This is a genomic window from Paenibacillus sp. V4I3 (assembly GCF_030817215.1).
GTDB lineage: Bacteria > Bacillota > Bacilli > Paenibacillales > NBRC-103111 > Paenibacillus_E.
The window spans coordinates 5,904,284-5,925,368 of the sequence record NZ_JAUSZA010000001.1 but is presented as its reverse complement, the minus strand read 5'-3'; the positions used below and the strand labels follow the sequence as shown (position 1 = coordinate 5,925,368).

Sequence of the window (21,085 nt, the reverse complement as noted above, 5' to 3'; positions counted from 1 at the left end):
CATTTGTTAACTTTCGAAAGACAAAATAATAAGTTTAATTTTAGAGTTGCAGGGATTGCTATCCATAACAACAAGATCCTCCTACATACAACCCCAGAACATGATTACTGGGTTTTGCCTGGAGGACGTGTGGAATTTAATGAATCAACTAATGATGGAATCGTGAGGGAAATACAAGAGGAACTGGGTGTCTTAGCACATGTGGAACGTCTGAGTTATGTTCACGAATTAGTTTTTACAGAAGTTGGTAAAAACTTTCATGAACTTGGATTTTATTATCTGATCTCACTACCAGAGAATAACGAAATAATGAATAAGGAATCTGAATTTAATGGGATTGAAGATGGTGGCAGATTGATTTTTAGGTGGTTTTCATTTGATGAATTAAATCAAATTGAGGTGTACCCCGAATTTATTAAGAGAGATTTTTATGTTCTATTGTCTTCAGAGCTTATAAAGCATGAAGTGACAATTGAACAATAAGCCACTGAGACTTTAACAATTTATTCTCAAATTAATATCCCTATCCAAGGCTAACGACGCTCCAACCGTCGTTAGCCTTTTTTACATCCCCCAAATCATCTTTAGGTGAAGTCATCAAGCCGATTCGTACAAGTTGGCATACACTGCAACATCTTTAGGGAAGAGGAGAATGTGAATGGCTACATTTAATGAGGCTCTAAAACATAAAAACAGAATTTCACCCGTTTTACTAAAAAGAGCGGAGGTTATGGCTGTTGGTGTTGGCTATGCTGATCCGAGTAAACCAGCACTTGGAGCAGGCGTTGTTGTCTACACGCATCAAAAAGTCGTCCCCTCCAGTCTGAGCAGCCTCAAAGGAGTGGTTGCCAAAGCAGGCACGGCTGTTCCCGTTCGTTTTGTGCCTTCTGGGATGTTTAAAACGAATGTCTCATCTTCAAAACCGAAAGCCATCCGGCCAACATTGTTTCGCGGTAGAATTCGTCCTGTGCCAGGCGGTGTAAGCATTGGTAAACCAGATCCGTTTTCCACAGGAACGGCAGGTGTGATTGTAATCAGAAATAACCAGCTTTACATTCTGAGCAACAACCATGTTCTCATTAAAAACAACTCCACTGCCTTCTCTGCAACCGTACAACCAGGCCCGGCAGATGCAGCGCTTGCGGGTAATACCATAGGGAGAGCCTTTCAATTCGTCAGATTGCGCCCAGGTGAAGTCAATTTCCAAGATTCAGCGATTGCACTGCCGTTTTCAAATAGCTTATTGAATCCGAGATACTTAGTCAGTGCAACAGGGCAGCTGGTTACAGTTCCTGGTCACTTGTTAAGCTATCCTGTCGGTCTACAAGTGTTTAAATCGGGTCGTACAACCGGGTTTGTCAGAGGAACAGTAGAGTCCAATAATGTGGATGTGCGTGTTTCCTATGGAGGAACTTTAGGGACATTATTGTTCCGAAATCAATCGGTTATTCGTGGGAATACGGGCGCTGTTTCGCTCCCTGGTGATTCCGGTTCTGTATGGCTCCGCGCAACGGATCGCTTTGCAGCGGCGCTTAATTTCGCGGGTACAGCGGATGGCCGACGTTCGATTAGTAATCCAATTGGTATCGTTATGTCCACGTATGGGTTACGCATTGCCATTCCGGCCCCTGGTGGAACTTTCAAAGCCGGCGCGATTAAAGGGATAGCACCACGAGGCAACCATGCTTACGTTCAGCGATTAACAGATGAACAGCGTAAACGCACTCGCGCTGTACTAGTTAAGTCCTCTAAGTAAATACTGTCATTTCATCCAAAAACCAATGAATTAAGACGCATTGGTTTTTTTGTTTTTTATTTATTTTTCGACAAAATGCTACTTTATTCCATCCGAAACGTATTAGTTATGGACATACAAACTTACAACAGGGTCGAAGGGAGTCATCTTAACTTGAAAATCACGAAAAAAAGAATTGGAATTATGACGTTGGCTGTAGGAATTATCGCAGCTAGCCTAGCAAGTGCACCCGCACCTGCTCGTGCAGACATCGTGTGGGATCACTGGCAGAAAGCAGAGTCAATTCGTGCAAGTGGGAATAAAGATGAGGCTGTGCCGCATTGGCAATTCCTAGCTAATCACTATGCGAGCACTGGAGAATGGGAGAATGCAGCTTTATTCTATGGAAACTTGGCCGCCTACTACGATACAAACGGTGATTACGATCAAGCGATTAGCTTTTACGAATCGGAAAACGAATATTGGGTGAAAGCCGGGAAGGATTGGGGAGCTGTTAAGCTGCAGCGAGCCGATCAAATTCGAACAACGGTTGAATTGTATAGACAGGATCGTAATGAGACGACTGTACAGCAATTAGCCTTGCCTAAGAACAGTCAATTGGCCAAGTTTGAACCTACATACGGCACTTATCTGGGGGTGTACTCCGAACTGGATCCCAAGGTAGGTAATATTTTCACGAAGATGGAAACTGTTTATGGTAAAAAGCACGCGATTTATTTGGCCTATGCACACTGGGGTCAAGGATTCCCTTCTATATATGCGAAGAGAGCTAAAGATGCAGGTGGCGCTTTACAAATTGCTTGGGAACCTGACGATGGCTTAGATCCGGTTACAGACGGCACGTATTTGCGCAAATGGGCACAAGATGCCAAGGCGGCAGGTATCCCGATTTTCTTGCGTTTTGCAGGGGAAATGAATGGCGCTTGGGTCAAATGGCACGGAAACCCTGCCCAATATATTGCGAAATTCCGTATGCTGCACGATGTATTCGCTGCTGAAGCACCGAATGTCGCGATGGTTTGGAGTCCTGGTGACGTACCTGCGAATGATATTGACCCTTATTATCCGGGAGATGCTTATGTAGATTGGGTTGGGGTTAGTCTATATATTGAGCCTTATGAAAATGGGAATCCGTCTCTGCCTTCCATGATTTCTACGAGCAGTGTAGAGAGGTTAACGAGGCTTTACAACACCTATTCGGACCGTAAACCGTTAATGCTAAGCGAAACGGGTGTCCCGCATTACGCGCATTCGGCAGGTGAAGATTTCACGGAGTGGGCGAAACTTAATCTGCAGCGTTTATATGAGATTATGCCTTATAAATATCCAAGATTGAAGGCTATCACTTACTTTAATGTCGATCAAAAGATGGACAATGCGAAAAATGACTATTCACTTTCCACTTCGTCTGAGATCCAAAATTACTACAGCAAGTTAATTGCTAATCCTTATTTACTTTCCAAAGTAACAGATGCAGCTAAACCTACTGATGGTATGGGTTATGTACCCGTAGATGCGAATCATGAAGCTTTTACGAAACAAACCAAGTTAATTCCTTTTGTCAAAATACCTGACGTTTACATTGGCAAAGTAGAGTACATCTTAAACGGACAAGTGATTGCCTCTCAAACAGATCTGCCTTACGGTCTAGAGCTGCGAGCCGGTGATGTTCCGGAGGGTTCTGTCATTCAGATCAGGGTTTATAATAAAGCCGGTAAGCAAACAGCTTTACGTACGTTCGGTTTATCCTCACAAGTATCTGTAGAAATTGATGGGAAAGAGCAGAAATTTGAACAAGCACCCGTCATTGTAAAAGGATCAACATTTACGCCGCTGCGTGCGATTTTCGAAGCGATGGGTGCAACGGTGGATTATGAAGCAGCGACAAAAACTGTTACAGCCAAAAAAGGAAGTACAACGTTACGCTTAACTCTTGATCAGAAAACAGTGTATGTGAACGGCCAAGCTGTGCAGTTAGATGAGCCAGCTCAGCTGGTGAACGGTTATACACTTGCGCCTGCTCGATTCGTAGGGGAAACCTTTGGCGGCAAAGTCGCTTGGGACGGTACAAGCAGAACAGTTACGATTACAACCAAATAGAACATCATCTACAAAAAGCTGTTCCTTCGTCTGACGGATTGTCAGAACGCTGGAGCAGCTTTTTCAATAAACGATAGGTTTCTCTTATTCAACTTTTTTTTTTCTTATAACTGCAACCACTGTAACCAAGAGCAATGGCAGCAAGTAAGAAAAAGTGGCCCATAACGGATGAATGACCGATACGGCATAAATCCAAGTGGCTGATCCTTTATCAATTTGAAGCAGAGAAAAAAGGTAGCAGGTCAGCGCTAGAGGAAATACCAATATGCGATCGTCATGGAGCTTGAACAATTTTGTAAATGTTAAATTCAGTATATATAGCGTAATGGTAGCCTTTAAAAATGAAGTTAAAATTAAGGAGATCCCAATGATAGATTCAATCCTTTGAATGACTTCAAGCAGGTCGATGATTCGAGCGACCTCAAACATCGAATACTTTCGATCTCCTGCCATTGGACCAAACACCATTATCGTGGCGATCGTCACGGCGATTAAACATAAACCGTTTACAAGTAGGGCGAGATACATGCCCTTCTTTAGCTGTTTTTGTTCGTTCTTGCGTACGTAAGGAAGAAGCATAGCCATTAGCGTAAGCTCGACATAGGGAAAACCATATGAGAAATAAGCGCCAAGAATGACGGGTTTGATGCCGTCAGGCATGATGGGAAACAGATGGTCGATCTCATAATTGTTGAAAGATAATACAAGAATGAGAATGATAAAGACGAGAACGGCAATCATAGGAGCCAGGATCATTCGAGCCATAGTTTCTATTCCTGAACGAACCGTAAGAGCAATAACCACAAATACCGATAATACAAATATAGACAACGGAGTTTGCCGCATCATTGAACTGGTCATAAATAAACCGATATCTAGGACAATTCCGGATGTCATGTGGAATTGAAACGAAATAAAGGGAATAGCGAGAAGAATCGTAACCCAATTACCAAGCAAAGTCCTGCTGTAATCGATAAAAGTCAGGTCGGGAAATTTCCGGTACAAATACAAGATGCAGGATAGTAGGAATATGCCTGCAGATATAGAAAGCAAAAGGGATATCCATGCTCCATTTTTGGCGTAGCCGATTAACGGTCCGGGGATGTTTACGATGGCAGATCCCGTCATGAAAGAAAAAAATAAAACGGACATTTGCGATGAGCTGATTTGCTCCTTTACTTTCATCTCTTGCACCCCCACGACAGCAGATTCTCGATTGTTTAAGAGGGAACCTTTAAAAACTCAATAATGCGACGGGCAGGTTCACCAATGAGTGCAGCAGCGGCTTCCTCAAGAAACGGCCATTTCAGGTCAAATATATAATTGATGCCTAAGTAAACCGAGAGCAGCAGCATGGCCGAGTAAGCAAAGATCTCGCGGCGATCCAGCTTTTTTAGTCTCGGTAAGTCTGCGAGTAATATGGCCGTATAAATCATCAGCAGTAATAACATCTTACCCGACATTTTTTCGGTCCCTTCTATTTTTTGAAAATAGGCTTACCGATTGTGGTTCCGCTGTTAATAACCTTAACATCAACATCGAGATCGAATTCACTGCTTGCAAATTGATCATCCCAGTCCTTTTTCCACTGCTTCCACAATGACGGATTTTTCTGATACACTTTGTTGCCCAATCCAATGGCATCGAATTTTGTTTTTTTTAACCAATTGATTGTTCCCGTAATTTGCTGTTTAACCGTCTCTTCCACATTTTTTGCGAACTTCTTTTCATCAGCTATCGTTTCCAGCTTGGAGCAGCTCAACTCCATGACAGCTACTTCCATGTTGAGTTTTACATGAACTTTCAGAGAATGCTCTTCGAGTGAGGTAGGCTGCCATTTGCTTTTTAAGTCCACGATTTCTACAGCTTCAACCTTCTGATTCGGCTTGGATGGATTCTGACAAGGAATATCAAGCATTCCGCTTTGATAAGTGTTCAACAGCATTTGTAAGCTTTCAACCTTCTCGGGTTCCATTTTACCCACTAATTTCCCAGCTTTAAGCAAGGCGATTCCGGCTACATTTGTTACCGTCTCTGAGTCTTTGGATAAATACAGAAAAGGCACCATTGCGTTGCCAACCTCGCTTTTCATTTGCATGCCCATTTTCAGCAAATTAGTCTCTATTGTTTTTCCGCTATTAGAAGCAGACGCTTTTTCGCTTTGAAATAATTGTTGGCTTATCGTATTTTCGATGAAAGGTTTCATGTTCAAATATTTGTCTGCTCTTCCTTCCGCAATCATGATGGAAACGGTTAAACGGGGTTCGTGATCTCGGTAAAAAAATTCGAGTAGACTGAATATCTCTTGTTCACGAGCCAGTTTTTCACTAATAATAATCAGGCGGGTATGGCTCCACTGGGTTTTACGTCCGAGATTAATGGGAATATCGCGAATGGCTCTGGGGAGCGTACGATCGATAGTCGTAACATTCGCGAATGACACATCGGGCGATTTGCCGCCTATTGAACCGACCCCTTGGGTTGGCCTGAATACTTGTGTAGTCAGTGAAATTTTTCCGCCACTGGCTTGATCTAAGGCAATTCCCATGACAAAACCTTTTTCTGGAAGCTCGGCCCGATCCCAGCATCCTGTCAATACGAAAAGTGCCGATAAGCTTAAGCTCATCCATATCCGTCTGATCATGATCTGTTCACTCCTGAGTTTGCTGTGAGCGCATTAATGTTCCGAGTGGCGCACGTATTAAAACATCCTTCAATTGTCGAGGCCTAAAAGGGCCAATAGGGCTTAAATAGGGCTGACCTAGAGAACGTAAATTCGCTAAATGCAGCCAAATGAGCATGAAAGCGATCATGATGCCGAATATGCCCATAATAGCTGCGAACAGCATGATTGGAAATCTTATAATACGCAGTGCAATGGCAAAGTTGTATTGGGGTATGGCAAAGGAGGCGATGCCGGTTAATGCAACAATGATTACCATGATCGGCGAAGCGATACCGGCATTGATGGCCGCTTCACCGATAACAAGCGCTCCGACGATGCTCACCGCAGAACCGACCGGACGCGGAAGACGAATTCCGGCCTCCCGAAGCAGTTCGAAAAAGAATTCCATAATGAATGCCTCAATGACAGCAGGGAAGGGAATCCCTTCGCGGGAGTTGATGACGGCAAGCAGTAATACGGTCGGAATTAATTCCGGATGATAAGTGGAAAAAGCAATATATATGCTGGGCAGGCAAACGGCAATCAACAATGCAAAAAATCTTAAGAGACGGATAAGGCTTGCAATAACGGTTCTTTGATAGTAATCTTCGCTCGATTGAAGCAGTTCGACTAACAAACCAGGGCAGATCAGGATGGATCCGGTCCCTTCAACGATCACGACAATTTTCCCTGCTAGTAAAGAGGCAACGGCAACATCCGTTCTTTCCGTATAACGATATTGAGGAAAAGGAGAGTACACGGAATCCTCAATGACTTCTTCGATGTAGGAGGTTTCCAATATCTCTTTGTTCTGAAGCTTGGCCACTCTTTTTTGAAATTCGGCTAACATTTCGGGATTGACGGTTCCTTCCAAATAACCGTAAGCAACCTTCGTTTGTGTTTGTCCTGACGGTGGTAACATTTCAATTTTAAAATTAGATGTCTTTAACCGTACTCGTAACATTCCTATGTTTTTAGTTATATTCTCAACTGTGCTTTCACGTGGTCCTTGAACGACAGGTTCGCTCACCGATTCAGTAACTTGCCGTGTTTCAAGGCCTATCGCCTTGTAACTGAGCGCTTTGTTCCATTGGTCGAAGAAGATGACAAGATTGCCGTGCAGAACTTCGTTTATCGCGACATTGAAATCTTCGATCAATGTGGCACTTTGCGCAGAGGCGACATGGCGGTTGAAAAAAAAGTCGACATCCTCTGGAGTAACCATCGTTCCCGGTCCAACCTCATGTGTGACTAGATCTTGAAGCGATTCTTTAAAAAAGTTATGCTCTTTTTTTTGAATGAGTGATTCCGAAAAAATGGAGAATGCGGTATGCTTCATTTCGGGACCATATTGCCACTGGAGGAAGGTAACGTCATTGCACCGATCGAATACTTCCTTCATCCTTTGCAGGTTGTCCGACAAAAGTGAAGATATCTCTGCAATCGTTATAACACCCGACTCGGGAAGCTCTTCTTGATTCGGAGTGCGTGATTCTGTCAAAGGACTATAGAAGTTGTTTTGCTCCATGATTTTGCCGCGATTACGACTTTGGACAAGTCGTCTAAAAAAGTTCATAGGTGCCTTCCTTCCTTGGTGATTGTATTATTTTTGCCATAATATTGAAAAGTAATTCCTAGGAAAGGCAATGGGAGTTAATATCTTTTGGGCAATCACCCATTTGTATTTTGGGGAATACCCTGAAAGTAACAAATTCCGATGGAGGAATGATCATGTATTGAACTACGGTAAAGTAAAGTGGCCATTATTACAGGCGGGGAAAGCGGCATCGGGCGTGCAATTTCCTATTTATTTGCCAAGGAGGGTGCTGATATCGTTGTGGTCTATCTCAATGAACATGGCGATGCTGCGGAAACGAAAGCGAGAGTTGAGCAGATAGGTCGAAGATGTTTGACGATAGCAGGGGGTATCTTTACTCGGTCGTTAGCGTTATCTCTTCTCAAAAGAGGAATCTGCGTTAACGCTGTCACTCCCGGTAGGACATGGACCCCACTCATTCCTGCATCGCTTCCTCTTATCACGACTATTGAAGCTGTTTGATGATGTGATCCGCCGTTCGAATCGCCAGAGCAACGGTTGACAAGGTTGGATTGGCGGCGCCAATAGAGGGGAGAACACTGTTATCGGCTATATATAGACCTGGTACACCGTGAATTTGTCCGTACCGGTTCGTAGCTGAGGTGTTCGGATTATCACCCATGCGGCATGTTCCGGCTTCATGGTTATCCGCCCCGGGCGGCATCAAGCAAATGGCAGGTACCCCGCCCAGTGTGGCCAGACTTAAGCTCATAGCGGAGGAAGCACGCAGAATAGCGTCATACATCATACGAAGAATGGCTTCATCCTTTTCGCTGTGCGAGAAACTGACTTGTAATTCCGGCATCCCGAATTCATCCAACCTATTCTGGTCAATAAAGACCCTGTTTTCATAGCGTGATTCTACCCTGCCGGAAGCGCCGTAAAAGCTGATTTTCCACTCGTCTTTGATCGGCTTTTTATCGTACTGGTAGTTGAAATATTTTTCCGGTCCTTGCAGCTGCAGCTGATAAGGTTGGTCTTCAAGTTCTGGAACGATTATCCCCAATGCCCCTAATGGTTCAGGGAAATTCTTGGTGGTTATACTTGCAGTGGCAATCAAGTAGGAATGGTTTATAAGATACCGGCCGATTGCTTTTCCTGGAATCCTTGAATTCAGCAAAATACGCGGAGTTTGTAACGAGCTTGCCGATAATACAACCGTTTTCGCCTTAATGAAATGTGATTTCTTATCTGCGGTCATCACCCGAACGCCGACCGCTTTGCTACCATCGGTAATCACTTCTGCAGCATAGGTATTAACGGCCAGGTCAAAGGGACGACGATTCAAGGCTCTGGCAAATAAAACAATGGAACTGAAAAATACATTGGAATGAAGCTTTCCGTAACGCGTTTCATCAAGGTCGGTGGCAACCGGAATATCGTCCGCATTGTAATATCCGTTTTCACGGAGCCGTTTCAGAAGAATCTGTGTAATCGACGAATCTTTCGTATAGGTATTTGTAACATTCATGATTTCTTCAGCAATATTGTAATAATATTCCATCTCATGCATGGAAACTGGCCATTCTGCTATGACGTGAGCGGGCATACGAGGAGAGACGGCTCCCCACAAAATAGTTCTTCCACCCAAAGCGTAAATTAGTTTCATGCCGGAATATTGCGGGAGTCTGTTCCCGATCAAATCGGTTATTTGAGGCGGAGCATACAGCCTGAAGCTGTCTCCGTCAATGGTCGCTATATTGGCGACATGGGTGGGCAAGAAGAGGTCTCCTCTTTCCACGATCCCGATCTTTTTCCCATTTTCCCCCCATTGTTCGCACAATCTCCAAAGGGCAGCTCCTCCCCCTGCGCCTGAACCGACAATGAGAACGTCGTACTCGGTTTCGGCCATCTGCTCCGCGGAAGTGAGCGGAATCCAGGTAGAAAGAAATTGCTCCTGAGTTACAGGTGGGCAAAAAGGGGCAACGACCCTATTTTCAGTTACTTGCCTGGTTCGGGATGGAAGGTTGACGCGCTGGCCTGTGATGATTACATCAGACCTGTCAATGTGCGGATTCAGGGACATTAATTGTACCCATTCAACCTGATATTTATGTGCAATTGAAAGAAGTGTTTCTTCATGATCGGCTATATATATCCTCAAGAGTAACCACATCCTTTTAATTTCAAATATATGCTTCCCATACCTATGTTAATGACGTTCTCCCTATACATGGAAATTCTCATATCTATGCACTTATAAAGATGGAGGGATTTTATCGATGAAAGTAAGGATTGGAAGCGGACCGATGTTTGAGATGAAACCAATACAGGTAACCATCTGGAATGAATTTATTCATGAGCGAGCGGACCCGCAAGTAGCCCGTATTTATCCAAAAGGCATTCATCAAACGATTGCTGCAGGCATTGGTCCGTACGGGTTCCAAATACGAACAGCAACCTTAGATCAGCCGGAGCATGGACTATCAAATGAAGTGCTTAAGTATACGGACGTTTTGATTTGGTGGGGGCACGTGGCACATGAGCAAGTTGCCGATGAGATTGTCGAGAGAATTCAGGCAAGAGTGCTGCAAGGTATGGGGCTCATCGTCCTTCATTCCGCTCATCGATCGAAAATATTTCAGAAATTGATGGGGACTACTTGCAATTTGAAGTGGAGAACAGATGCTGAGCGGGAAAGACTGTGGGTTGTTGCCCCTTCTCATCCGATAACGGAAGGAATCGGCGAATATTTCGAACTGCAAACGGAAGAAATGTACGGAGAATTTTTTGATATCCCAGCGCCGGAAGAGCTTATCTTCATCAGCTGGTTTCAGGGCGGAGAAGTTTTCCGAAGCGGATGTGTGTATCAACGCGGACTCGGGAAAATTTTTTATTTCAGGCCGGGACACGAAGAGTATCCTACTTACCATAACAAAGATGTGTTGAGAGTTATAGCAAACGCAGCACGGTGGGCTGCGTCGCCCCATGGAGCTGAACCTGTATATGGACATATGCAGCCGATTGAGGAAATAAACATAGGGGAGTTTCCCTTGCCCGATCAAGCGAAAGCGGCTTCTGGCAGCATCTCCAGTCAATTTTTCGGTAAAACGGCAGAAGGCGAGTCGATATCCCTTTACACGTTAACGAATAAGAACGGCATGCAAGCCGCAATTATGAATTACGGAGCTATTATGCTGACCCTCAAGGTACCGGATCGAAACGGAAATCTGGAAGATGTCCTTCTTGGCTATGGGGCGCTGGAAGATTTTATACGTACCGGCAATAAGCCCTACTTCGGGACTGTGCTCGGCCGGTACGCGAATCGCATCGCAAACGGCCGGTTCACTCTTGACGGTGTGACTTACCAGTTATCCATAAATGAAGATCACAATACGCTGCACGGCGGGAAAAGGGGATTTGACAAGAGGGTCTGGGCAGCGGAAGAAGTGTACCACGAGGACTCAGTCGGACTCGCATTATATTATGTGAGTAATGATGGAGAAGAAGGGTTCCCGGGAAATCTTGCGGTAAAACTTGTATATACTCTAACGAATGATAATGAACTGAGGATGGATTTTACGGCCACGACGGATAAAAAGACTGTGCTGAATCTTTCTCAGCATAACTACTACAACCTCGCGGGTGCAGGAAATGGGGATATTCTAGGGCATATCGTTATGATTAACGCTGATCGGTTTACTCCGATCAAGGAAGGTCTCATCCCGATAGGGGAAGTGAGGAGTGTCGCAGGTACACCGCTCGACTTCCGTAATCCAATGGCAATCGGTGCCCGGATTCATAGCCAAGACCCGCAGATGAAATATGCAAGAAATGGTTATGATTTCAATTATGTTTTGAATCAGACCGGAACTTCAATGGGGTTGGCAGCGAGGGTGTATGAACCGAAATCAGGCCGCATGATGGAGGTTTACACAACGCAGCCCGCCGTTCAGTTTTATTCAGGGAATAACTTAAATGGAAGTGATATCGGAAAAGGAGGGAGCGTATATAAAAAGTACGGTGGGCTCTGTCTGGAGACTCAGCATTATCCTGACTCTCCGAATCATCCAAATTTCCCCAGCACGGAATTGCTTCCGGGTCAGATTTACAGGGAGACATCTATTTATAAATTTTCTATCATGTAGCAGAGGGCTCCAATTCTACAATTAATGTAGGATTGGGGCCTTTTTTAGTGCCTCGACAGAGCCAAGCTTCAAAATAGACATTAAAAATAATTTAGTTAAACGCATAACTGATAAATCAATTTAATGGCAAAAAGATAGCGCTATCATATTGTAATATCGACAACTGTGTCTTATAATCTAGTTAAACGTGTAACTAAAGAGGGTTGAGGAATGAAGAAACCAACAATAAAAGATGTGGCCAAAGTCGCAGGCGTTTCAGCAGCCGCAGTGTCCTATGCATTAAACGGCAGAACGGATAAAGTCTCCAGTGAGACGATCGAGCGCATTAAGAAAATTATTGAAACCTTAAACTACATACCGGACTTCTCGGCGAGAAGTTTAGTCAAAAACCAATCCAAGTTGATTGGCATCGTGATTCCACAGACGGAATCCCACAAACAGCTTATACTTGAAAACCCTTTCTACAGTGAAATGATAAGTGGAATTGAAGGCAAGCTTCGCGAGTATGGGTACCACCTCTTGTTATCTGGCGTTAACCAAGGAGAAAGTTATCTGGATTTATCCATTCAGCGTAATCTGGATGGTGCTATTATGATGGGTATTTATCCCGAACAGTTTTATGACGGCTTTAAGAAGATTAATATTCCGATTGTCCTGATCGACAGTTACATTAACGACAGTTATTTCAAGCGAATCGGCATTGATGACGAATACGGCGGATATTTGGCGACGAAATATCTGATTGATAAGGGCCACTCCAACATTGGACTCGTGACCGGAGCGATTCGTAAAGATGGTGTTGTTGAGAAACGTTTCCTTGGCTACAAACGTGCGATACGTGAAGCGAATTTCTTTTATAATCCGGACTATGTGTTTGAAGAATCCATGAGTTATGAACATGGTGTGGCTGCAGGACAGCTGATCGCAAACAAGTTTCCCGAAATCACCGCTGTATTTGCTACGGGCGATATGGTCGCATTCGGAGCGATTCGGAGCTTGGTGGACATGGGCAAAAAAGTCCCGGAAGATATCTCAGTCATTGGCTTTGATGATATCACGATGTCGAAAATGTTTATCCCGCCACTAACAACAATCCGGCAAAATATAACTGAAAAAGGCGCTATTGCGGCCGAGCACCTCATCAACATGATTCAAGGCGGCGTAGAGCAAGAAGCGAATGAAATCATGCTGCCGCTAACGATCGTAGAGAGAGCAACTGTTAGAGCCAAGGAATAATTAACACGTAGGAACCGGAAAAGGAGAACGTCATGGTCGGACAAAAGAGATTTTCTAAAGCAGTTGTCATTATCGGATTTTTATTGCCAAGTTTAGCGGGTTTGTTTCTGTTCCAACTCATCCCGATGCTTTCATCCGCTGTCATCTCCTTTACGAATTGGGATTTGTTAACCCCGGCGAAGTTCGTTGGGGTGGATAATTACACCGAAGCTTTGCAGGATGAGAAAACGCTTACATCGCTGATGAACATTCTTCAGTACATCCTTGGTTACTTGCCATCTGTTCTTGCTTTTGGTCTATTGTTCGCTGTTTTATTGAATAGGAAGCTAAGAGGTATTAAGCTTTATCGAATTTTCATCTTTGTGCCCGTCATCACCTCGTGGGTAGCTGTTTCCATCGTATGGCGCTGGCTGCTGAATGGACAGAGCGGACTCATTAACTACCTGCTGTCGCTAATCGGAATTCAAGGGCCTGTATGGCTGCAGGACTTCGTATGGGCAATGCCCTCAATTATCGCGGTGAGCGTATGGAAGGATATCGGTTATGTGACCGTCATACTTCTTGCGGGACTGCAGGATATTTCGGAGGATTATTACGAAGCTGCGACGATTGATGGAGCAGGTGGATTGCAACAGTTTTTTCGTGTAACGCTACCTCTTCTCACGCCGAGTATTTTTTTCGTACTTGTCATATCCCTCATCAATGGCTTCCAGCTCTTTGATCAGGTGCTAGTTATGACAGGTGGCGGTCCGGCTGGGCAAACGAGCACGCTTGTGCAGCAAATTTATGGGAATGCTTTTCAAAGCTATAAAATGGGCTTTGCCTCTGCGCAGTCATGGATCTTATTCGTAATTATTTTCGCCGTCACCATCGTTCAGCAGCAGCTTCAGAAAAGGTGGGTTACCTATGACAGATAATTATATGCCGTATCGGAACCTGCTTTCACATCTCATTTTGATTGTGGCGGCTGTCGTTCTCATGTTTCCTTTCGTCTGGATGCTGTCGGGTTCATTCAAGGATAACTTGGAAGTCGTCAGAATGCCGCCGAACCTAATACCCGATACATTTAAATTCAGTAACTACGTCGAGATTACGAAATACTTTCCGATCTATCGCTTTTTGGGCAACAGTGTAGGCGTTTCCTTAGTAACGACAGCAGCACAGATTGTTGTGTGTGCGATGGCTGCATTTGTTTTTGCTAAAATTCCGTTCCGCGGTAGGGAAACACTATTCGTTCTCTATTTGATCACGATGATGATTCCCATGCAGGTGACGATGACTCCACTCTTTATCGTATTTCAAAAACTGCACCTGACGAATACATATCTCGGTCTCATTTTGCCAGGAATCTTCAGTGCTTACGGGACTTTCCTGCTTCGACAACACATCATGACAATTCCTGATCCGTTGATTGAGGCGGCCAGAATGGACGGAGCTTCTTATTTGAGGGTGTTTGTGAGTATCATTCTTCCGCTTAGTAAACCTGCTCTTGCAACGCTAGCTATTTTTGCTTTCATGGCTTCGTGGAACAATTTTTTATGGCCGCTTATTATTACGAGCGATAAGGAGTTGATGACACTTCCGATAGGACTAAGCAAGCTGCAGGGCAGATGGGCGACGGAGTGGAACATTTTGATGGCGGGGAATGTGATCAGCTTTATACCGATTTTCATTGTGTTTTTGTTCGCATCGAAATACTTTATTAAGGGAATGACCATGAGTGGCGTTAAAGGATAATGAGAGGGGTGATGGAAGTCGTTTGAGAAGTAAGTGATGAAAATGACATTGATGAGTTAACAGAAGAAAATTCATAAGAAGAGAGGGTTTAAAGATGGTTACTAAAAAAACAGGTTGGGTCGTAGCGTTAGGTGTGGTTGTTTCTCTTGCAGCAACGGGGTGTGGAGCGGATACGAAAAAAGAAGCTGCGTCGACGCCAAAACAAGAGCCGACTGCAGCCGCAACGGCAGCGGCAACACCGGAGACAAAGAAAGAACCGGTTACACTCAAGTTCATGCAGTATACCGCCAGCGGTTCTCAAGAGCAGACGCTCGGCGATATGGTGAAGGCGTTCGAGTCGGCCAATCCTGACGTGAAGGTCAAAGTGGATATCGTCGATTACAACAACTACTACACGAAGCTCAATACACAGCTCGCATCGGGGGATGCGCCTGATGTATTTGAGGTTGGTTACGAAAACTTTGTCTCTTATGCAGCCAAAAATACACTAAAAGACTTGACGCCGATCATTGCGAAGGACACGACGTTCAAGCCGGAAATCTACAAAGGCCTTGCCTATGACTCTTTCAAGTATAGCGGTAAGCAATATGGAGTCGTAGAGTCATTTTCAGACGTAGTTCTTTTCTATAATAAGGACTTGTTCGACAAAAAGCAAGTTGAGTATCCGAAGGCGGATTGGACGTGGAAGCAAGAGCTGGAAGCGGCTCAAAAGCTCACCGACGCCAAAAGCGGCGTATGGGGAACCTACTCGCCAATTCAATTTTATGAGTTTTACAAAACAATTGCTCAGAATGGCGGAGGTATCTGGAGTGCAGATGGCAAGCCTACTGTAAACAGTAAAGAAAATATTGAAGCCTTGAACTGGATGCTGGATAAAGCGAAAAAGTATAAAGTGTCTCCAGCGCTCAATGACGATACCTTTAACCAACCGGATGCTGACTTAAACGCATTTAAAGCGGGTAAGCTTGCTATGCTGCGTGGCGGGATTTGGAACTTTGGCCGCTTTGCGGATGCTCCGTTCAAATGGGATATTGCACTAGAGCCTGGTAATACGAAGAAAGCACATCATTTCTTTGCGGATGGTCTTGTTGTTTCTGAAAAAACGAAAAATGCCGAAGCAGCCTGGAAGTTTATCAAATTCATGTCTTCCGATCCTTCTGTTGTCAGCAAACGGATTGAGAAAGGCTGGAGTGTACCAGCTGTTTCTGATGAAAAAGTCATGGAGGCTTATTTCAAACAAACGCCGCCAGCTTCAAAGAAAATCGTACTTGATGCATTGAATTCGCTTGTACTGACGCCAGTAGGTCCAATTCCGGACAAATGGAACGATTTGACTAAAGCGATCGGCGATGAGCTGGATAAAGCGAAATTGAAATCCGATTATACAGCGGAAAAAGCACTCAATGAAGCGCAAGCTAAGATTGAAAAATTAGTAACTAAATAGCGTAGTGCGGACATAGAGTCGGCAGGGAAGGGGCATTGTTGCGGCAACGGCCCCTTTCTCATTCATACACATAGGATGGAGTAGGAGGATTTATGGTGCAAACACTAGATTCAAATCAGAATGTTAATTACTCGCTAGATGAACATACAGGTCAGATTACGATCTCTGGGCAGCTTGCTACTTTTAGAGATATTGCTTTTTTGAGTTACGCGCTTATCCAGCGAGGTGAGGCGGAGCGTGTATTATCTGTGCTGCGTTTGATGAGCAGCGATCAATTTAAGGGACAGTTGGCGCTGACGGATGTGGCGCTTCGGATATGGGCTTTCGGTGAATATCTGAAGGTAACGGAAGATCAGGATTTTAGGTTGGAGATAGAAGGGATTGTCGAGGAAGCCACCTTGCTTCTAGATACCAATTGGCAGAAACCGCAGCCTCATTGGCTGCAGCGCGGGAACGAAGGCATTTATTTGAGCCATTTGGCAATGTACTTCGCTGCAGTTCAAGCCAATATTCAGAACGGAGTTGGCGAGCGGGGTGTGCGTTTGCTGAAGGCGATCCGTGAACTTGTCTTTGCCAGCTTCATTAAAGAAGGCCGAGTTGTTAGCGAATTGGGTGATACAGCGATTCATGGGGATATCATCACAGCGGCGATTCCATTCGGTATGCTGGGTATTGAAGACCGTATTCTGATCGAAGCGTTGTATAAACTGGAAGAAACACTTGTTAGTAAAGGTGTAAGATTCAAAGCTGGCGATACTTTGTATGGAGGTTGTGAGCGATCCGACCTTACCTGCCTGTTGGCGTGGTACTACGCTAAAAAAGGGGACACGGTTCGGGTGAAAGAACTGCTCTCTCATGTAGAGTCGCTTCAGAAAGAAGATTCGAAGCTGTATGAGGTAGACATTTCTACAGCCAAAGAGCCTTTACTGCTTACTTATTGGCGTGAACATGCAGGGGAACCACCCGTCAGTACATGGGGGGGCTTACTGTTGGAGCTTGCTCAGACTGCACTTGTTTCAGGTGATGTCCGTAGTGACAGTTTGGACAGCGTCTGTCTGGTGCATCAACCGACGGGTTACGATGACCCTTACGTCATCCTGCCTTACGAGCGGTTTCCCCGTCATCCCGAAACGGGGGATTCGGTGCTTGTACGCCTCTTGACGCAGCCTTTTCAGGCGAGTCAGGTCGTGACCGTGCAGGCCGCCGTCAATGGCATTCCGGCGGCCGAAGCCGTGACCGCCGTCATGAAAGTGACGGACGGCGGGGAAAAGGTCTGGGAAGCGCAGCTGGGCCCTTACCTCGCAGGTGACGAGGTCTGCTATGTATTTGTGCTTCAGAGCGGAAGCAAGTCGCTGAGTTCAGCGACTTACCGCTTTAAAGTGCGGGCATGGACGGCGCTGGAGCGCGTCCATGCGCTGTACGAGACGACGGATGGCTTCGTCGTCGAATTGGCTTACGGTGCGGAGGGTACCCGCACCGCTCAGCTGTCTTTCCGCGCCGATGCGAGCGGCGCGATCATGCTGACGTTCGCCGCACAGGGCGAACGTACGCAGGGCGCGCCTGCGCAGCGGGCGGCGCTAGCTGTTGGGCGCGCACGGCTGGAAGCCGAGGTGCGCGGGGGCAAGTTTGCGCTCGCGCTGCGCAGCACGGAGGGCGTGCTGATGGAAGGCTTCGCCGCCGAAGGGAAGCCGCTTATCGAGGCTTTAACCGATGGCTCGGGATGCCTGCATAAGCTTCGCTTGAACTTGAAAACTAGGCCGGAGCATCGCTGGTTCGGCATGGGGGAACGCTTCTCCCATTATGAATATTCGGGTCATGAAGTCGATCAATATGTGTACAATCAGTACCGGGATCAAGGCCTGAAGACTTACATGCCGGTTCCTTTTGCCATATCCTCCGGCGGATATGCGATTTTCGTGGATACAGCGCTTTATTCGACCTTCCGCTTTCATACACGTTTATCTGATCTTGTTGAAGTGGAAGTGGATGTGTCGCAGGCAAATCAACAGCTGGTTGCGTATATATTTGCAGAAGAGCCGCTCACGATGGTCGGACAGTTCACCCATCTGTCAGGCAAACCTGTATTGCCGCCGAAGTGGTCATTTGGACCATGGATGTCCAGTAATAACTGGGATTCCCAGGCAGAGGTTTTGAAACAGGCCGAGCTAACGGCGAAGTATCAGATCCCTTCTACCGTGCTAGTTATTGAGCAATGGAGTGACGAGGCGACGTTCTATATTTTTAATGATGCGCAATACAATGTCAAAGATGGTAACCAACCGTTTCGCTATGATGAGTTCCAGTTCCCAGAGTGGGGTCGTTGGCCGAATCCGAAGGGAATGGTCGAAGAGCTGCATGAGCAGGGTTTGAAGGTGCTGTTATGGCAAATACCCATTCATAAACATATGTATGGCGTTTCTCACGGTCAGCGCGATCAGGATGAAATTACGCTGCTGGAGCAAGGTTACTGTGTGAAAACGGCGGAAGGGGAGCCGTACACATTGCCTTATAACTGGTTTAAGGATTGTCATATTCTTGACTTTACGAACCCAGAAGCGGCGAAATGGTGGTTTAATAAGCGCCAATACCTCGCTGATGAAATCGGTGTGGATGGTTTTAAAACAGATGGCGGCGAGTTCGTCTTCGGTCACGATCTGCAGTTCTATGACGGCTCTACAGGCCGCGAAATGCGCAATTTGTATCCAAATTTGTATGTGGGCAGCTATTACGAGTTCATCCAGCAGTTTGCCAAAGATGGAGGTATTACCTTTAGCCGGGCGGGCTATACGGGAGCACAGCGGTACCCGATGCATTGGGCGGGCGACGAGCGTTCGACCTTCCAGGCTTTCCGTTCCTCGATGATTGCCGGGTTATCCAGCAGTATGTCGGGCATCCCGTTCTGGGGTTGGGATCTGGGTGGCTTTCATGGCGACATTCCGACGGCGGAGTTGTTTATAAGATCCACCCAAATGGCCGCATTTTGCCCGGTCATGCAGTATCATGCCGAAACGAAAGGCGAGTTCAATCAAGACAGAACGCCGTGGAACATTGCTGAACGTACAAATCAGCCGCTAGTCATCGATTTATACAAAAGGTACGCAGACATTCGAATGAACCTCTTGCCTTACATCTATGATCAAGCGATCCGTACCAGTCGAACAGGGCTGCCTATGATGCGTGCAATGTCCCTTCAATTCCCTGCTGATCCGCATTGCACTGAAATGATTAGTGAGTACATGTTTGGAGAAAGCTTGCTGGTCGCCCCTGTTACGGCGGAGGGTCATGGTGCTAAGGAGATTTATTTTCCGGAAGGGTCATGGTTATCATTGTTCGATCAAGAAGAGGTCCAAGGTCCGTGCCTGATGAAAGTTGCTGCACCTTTAGAGGCTGTTCCTGTTTATCAGAAACAGGATAGTGTCATTGCGCTCAATCTGGCTGAGAATTATTCACTTGGCGATCATGTGGGCAATAGAGTAAACGGCTATGAGCATTTATGTTTCCGAGTTTATGTTGTAAATGAGCTGCAGACAGAGTTTGAGGATGACTTAGGCAATCGTGTGACCATTTCAGCAAAAAGAGTCAGTGGTCAGATCCGTTTGCAATGGTCAGGCAGTATTAGCCATAATCAACCCATAACCTTTATTTTACATCAACCAGATGGCGTATCCGTCATTTCAAATTCTGAATCGGTACTGTCACCAGTCAATCATGTGGAACAACTGCTTCCAGGTCATTATTTGATTAGCCAAAAGAATCTGCTCATTACTGTCCCGGAATTGGCAGGAAGTCTGGTGATAGCGCAGTGATTTTGTTCGGGTTCCCTCACTGTGGAGATCACTCAAAGTCGTACCTTACTTGGAGCAGAGGATTGCCCGCTCGTGTTAGGTTCCAACCTGTTGAACTGAGTCAAGCCCAATTATCAATGCGCGAGGTTTCCTCTGATCTGTGGGAGCAGGCTCTGCACGAGACCTCCCAATACGTCAAGCAGCAGGTGATGCCTGGTGAAGAATACGTGTTTATCGGCCACTGCTGGGGCAGCTTGCTTGCCTTTGAGGCCAGTCATCGGTTGAAAGCAGAAGGCATTGCAGAGCCACGTCACTTATTTCTATCTGGCTGCAGCGCCCCGCACCTTCTTCGACCTCGCGGTGTACCGAATGGCATGCAGGGGGAGGCATCCGAGATTGGCTGTCAGCCTGTGGAGGAATATCGTACTCAGGTCAATCGAGAACCACTTCGTGCTAGATTCAGTGTTTTTACAGGCAAGAAGGATGAACATGCGCTTGTTGACCATTTGTCGGAGTGGAGCCGTTATACGGCGAAAATCTGCGATGTGCACGTTTGCGAAGGCGATCATCATTACTGGCAATCGGATTCAAACAAATGGCTGCAGCTCGCGCAGACGATTGTAGAAAGGGAATATCTGATGTAATCAAACGGCGGTCGCGATTGGTTAGGATTCGCG

The 21,085-nt window shown here is 45.7% G+C and carries 15 protein-coding genes and 2 pseudogenes; 12 read left to right on the top strand and 5 right to left on the bottom strand.

The genetic code is table 11. The annotated features are described in order from the left end of the window. Nucleotides 1-3 precede the first annotated feature (3 nt). From QFZ77_RS27640 to QFZ77_RS27630, 3 genes are all read left to right on the top strand, one after another. Entirely contained in the window at nt 4-483 is a 480-nt protein-coding gene (locus QFZ77_RS27640; RefSeq protein WP_307444372.1) for an NUDIX hydrolase, read from the top strand. Between the two features lie 175 nt (nt 484-658). Further along, on the top strand, nt 659-1,756 hold the full coding sequence (locus QFZ77_RS27635; protein WP_307444369.1) for a chymotrypsin family serine protease: 1,098 nt from the start codon (nt 659-661) through the stop codon (nt 1,754-1,756). A gap of 153 nt (nt 1,757-1,909) precedes the next feature. Then, nucleotides 1,910-3,856: a stalk domain-containing protein gene (locus QFZ77_RS27630; protein WP_307444366.1), complete on the top strand. Its 1,947-nt coding sequence runs from the start codon at nt 1,910-1,912 to the stop codon at nt 3,854-3,856. A gap of 84 nt (nt 3,857-3,940) precedes the next feature. Here the strand turns inward: QFZ77_RS27630 and QFZ77_RS27625 are convergent, their stop codons facing one another. The 4 genes from QFZ77_RS27625 to QFZ77_RS27610 are packed head-to-tail and all read right to left on the bottom strand — an operon-like array spanning nt 3,941 to nt 7,923. Further along, nucleotides 3,941-5,041 (bottom strand): GerAB/ArcD/ProY family transporter, encoded by a 1,101-nt coding sequence (locus QFZ77_RS27625; protein WP_307444364.1) that lies wholly within the window; start codon nt 5,039-5,041, stop codon nt 3,941-3,943. 35 nt (nt 5,042-5,076) lie between these two features. Further along, nucleotides 5,077-5,319, bottom strand: a complete 243-nt coding sequence (locus QFZ77_RS27620) for a hypothetical protein (protein WP_307444361.1) — start codon at nt 5,317-5,319, stop codon at nt 5,077-5,079. 14 nt (nt 5,320-5,333) lie between these two features. Further along, nucleotides 5,334-6,500 carry a Ger(x)C family spore germination protein gene (locus QFZ77_RS27615; protein WP_307444359.1) on the bottom strand — a complete coding sequence of 389 codons (1,167 nt, stop codon included), beginning with the start codon at nt 6,498-6,500 and terminating at the stop codon, nt 5,334-5,336. Nucleotides 6,501-6,507: 7 nt separating this feature from the next. Further along, nucleotides 6,508-7,923 (bottom strand): spore germination protein, encoded by a 1,416-nt coding sequence (locus QFZ77_RS27610; protein ID WP_373462773.1) that lies wholly within the window; start codon nt 7,921-7,923, stop codon nt 6,508-6,510. A gap of 351 nt (nt 7,924-8,274) precedes the next feature. Here QFZ77_RS27610 and QFZ77_RS27605 point away from each other — a divergent pair. Next, nucleotides 8,275-8,553 (top strand): annotated as a pseudogene (locus QFZ77_RS27605) (SDR family NAD(P)-dependent oxidoreductase); the annotation flags it as partial. 10 nt (nt 8,554-8,563) lie between these two features. Here QFZ77_RS27605 and QFZ77_RS27600 read toward each other — a convergent pair. Next, nucleotides 8,564-10,222, bottom strand: coding sequence for a GMC oxidoreductase (locus tag QFZ77_RS27600; protein WP_307444351.1), 1,659 nt, complete (start codon nt 10,220-10,222; stop codon nt 8,564-8,566). Nucleotides 10,223-10,340: 118 nt separating this feature from the next. On the opposite strand from QFZ77_RS27600, the pseudogene QFZ77_RS27595 reads away from it, so the two are divergent. The 8 genes and pseudogenes from QFZ77_RS27595 to QFZ77_RS27560 form a co-directional block, all read left to right on the top strand. Continuing rightward, nucleotides 10,341-11,093 (top strand): annotated as a pseudogene (locus QFZ77_RS27595) (ThuA domain-containing protein); the annotation flags it as partial. Beyond that, entirely contained in the window at nt 11,073-12,206 is a 1,134-nt protein-coding gene (locus QFZ77_RS27590) for an aldose epimerase family protein (protein ID WP_307449897.1), read from the top strand. The pseudogene QFZ77_RS27595 and the gene QFZ77_RS27590, both read left to right, overlap by 21 nt. Before the next feature lie 210 nt (nt 12,207-12,416). After that, the gene (locus QFZ77_RS27585) at nt 12,417-13,442 is read left to right on the top strand and encodes a LacI family DNA-binding transcriptional regulator (protein WP_307444349.1); all 1,026 of its coding nucleotides are present in this window, start codon (nt 12,417-12,419) and stop codon (nt 13,440-13,442) included. A gap of 32 nt (nt 13,443-13,474) precedes the next feature. Further along, nucleotides 13,475-14,359 (top strand): carbohydrate ABC transporter permease, encoded by an 885-nt coding sequence (locus QFZ77_RS27580; protein WP_307444346.1) that lies wholly within the window; start codon nt 13,475-13,477, stop codon nt 14,357-14,359. Beyond that, the gene (locus QFZ77_RS27575; protein ID WP_307444343.1) at nt 14,349-15,179 is read left to right on the top strand and encodes a carbohydrate ABC transporter permease; all 831 of its coding nucleotides are present in this window, start codon (nt 14,349-14,351) and stop codon (nt 15,177-15,179) included. Before QFZ77_RS27580 ends, QFZ77_RS27575 begins: the two co-directional genes overlap by 11 nt. Before the next feature lie 94 nt (nt 15,180-15,273). Beyond that, nucleotides 15,274-16,623: an ABC transporter substrate-binding protein gene (locus QFZ77_RS27570; protein ID WP_307444341.1), complete on the top strand. Its 1,350-nt coding sequence runs from the start codon at nt 15,274-15,276 to the stop codon at nt 16,621-16,623. A 92-nt stretch (nt 16,624-16,715) separates the two neighbouring features. Beyond that, nucleotides 16,716-20,429 (top strand): glycoside hydrolase family 31 protein, encoded by a 3,714-nt coding sequence (locus QFZ77_RS27565; protein WP_307444339.1) that lies wholly within the window; start codon nt 16,716-16,718, stop codon nt 20,427-20,429. After that, a complete protein-coding gene (locus tag QFZ77_RS27560; RefSeq protein ID WP_307444335.1) occupies nt 20,426-21,052 on the top strand; it encodes a thioesterase II family protein in 627 nt (208 codons plus the stop codon). Before QFZ77_RS27565 ends, QFZ77_RS27560 begins: the two co-directional genes overlap by 4 nt. Nucleotides 21,053-21,085: the final 33 nt, after the last annotated feature.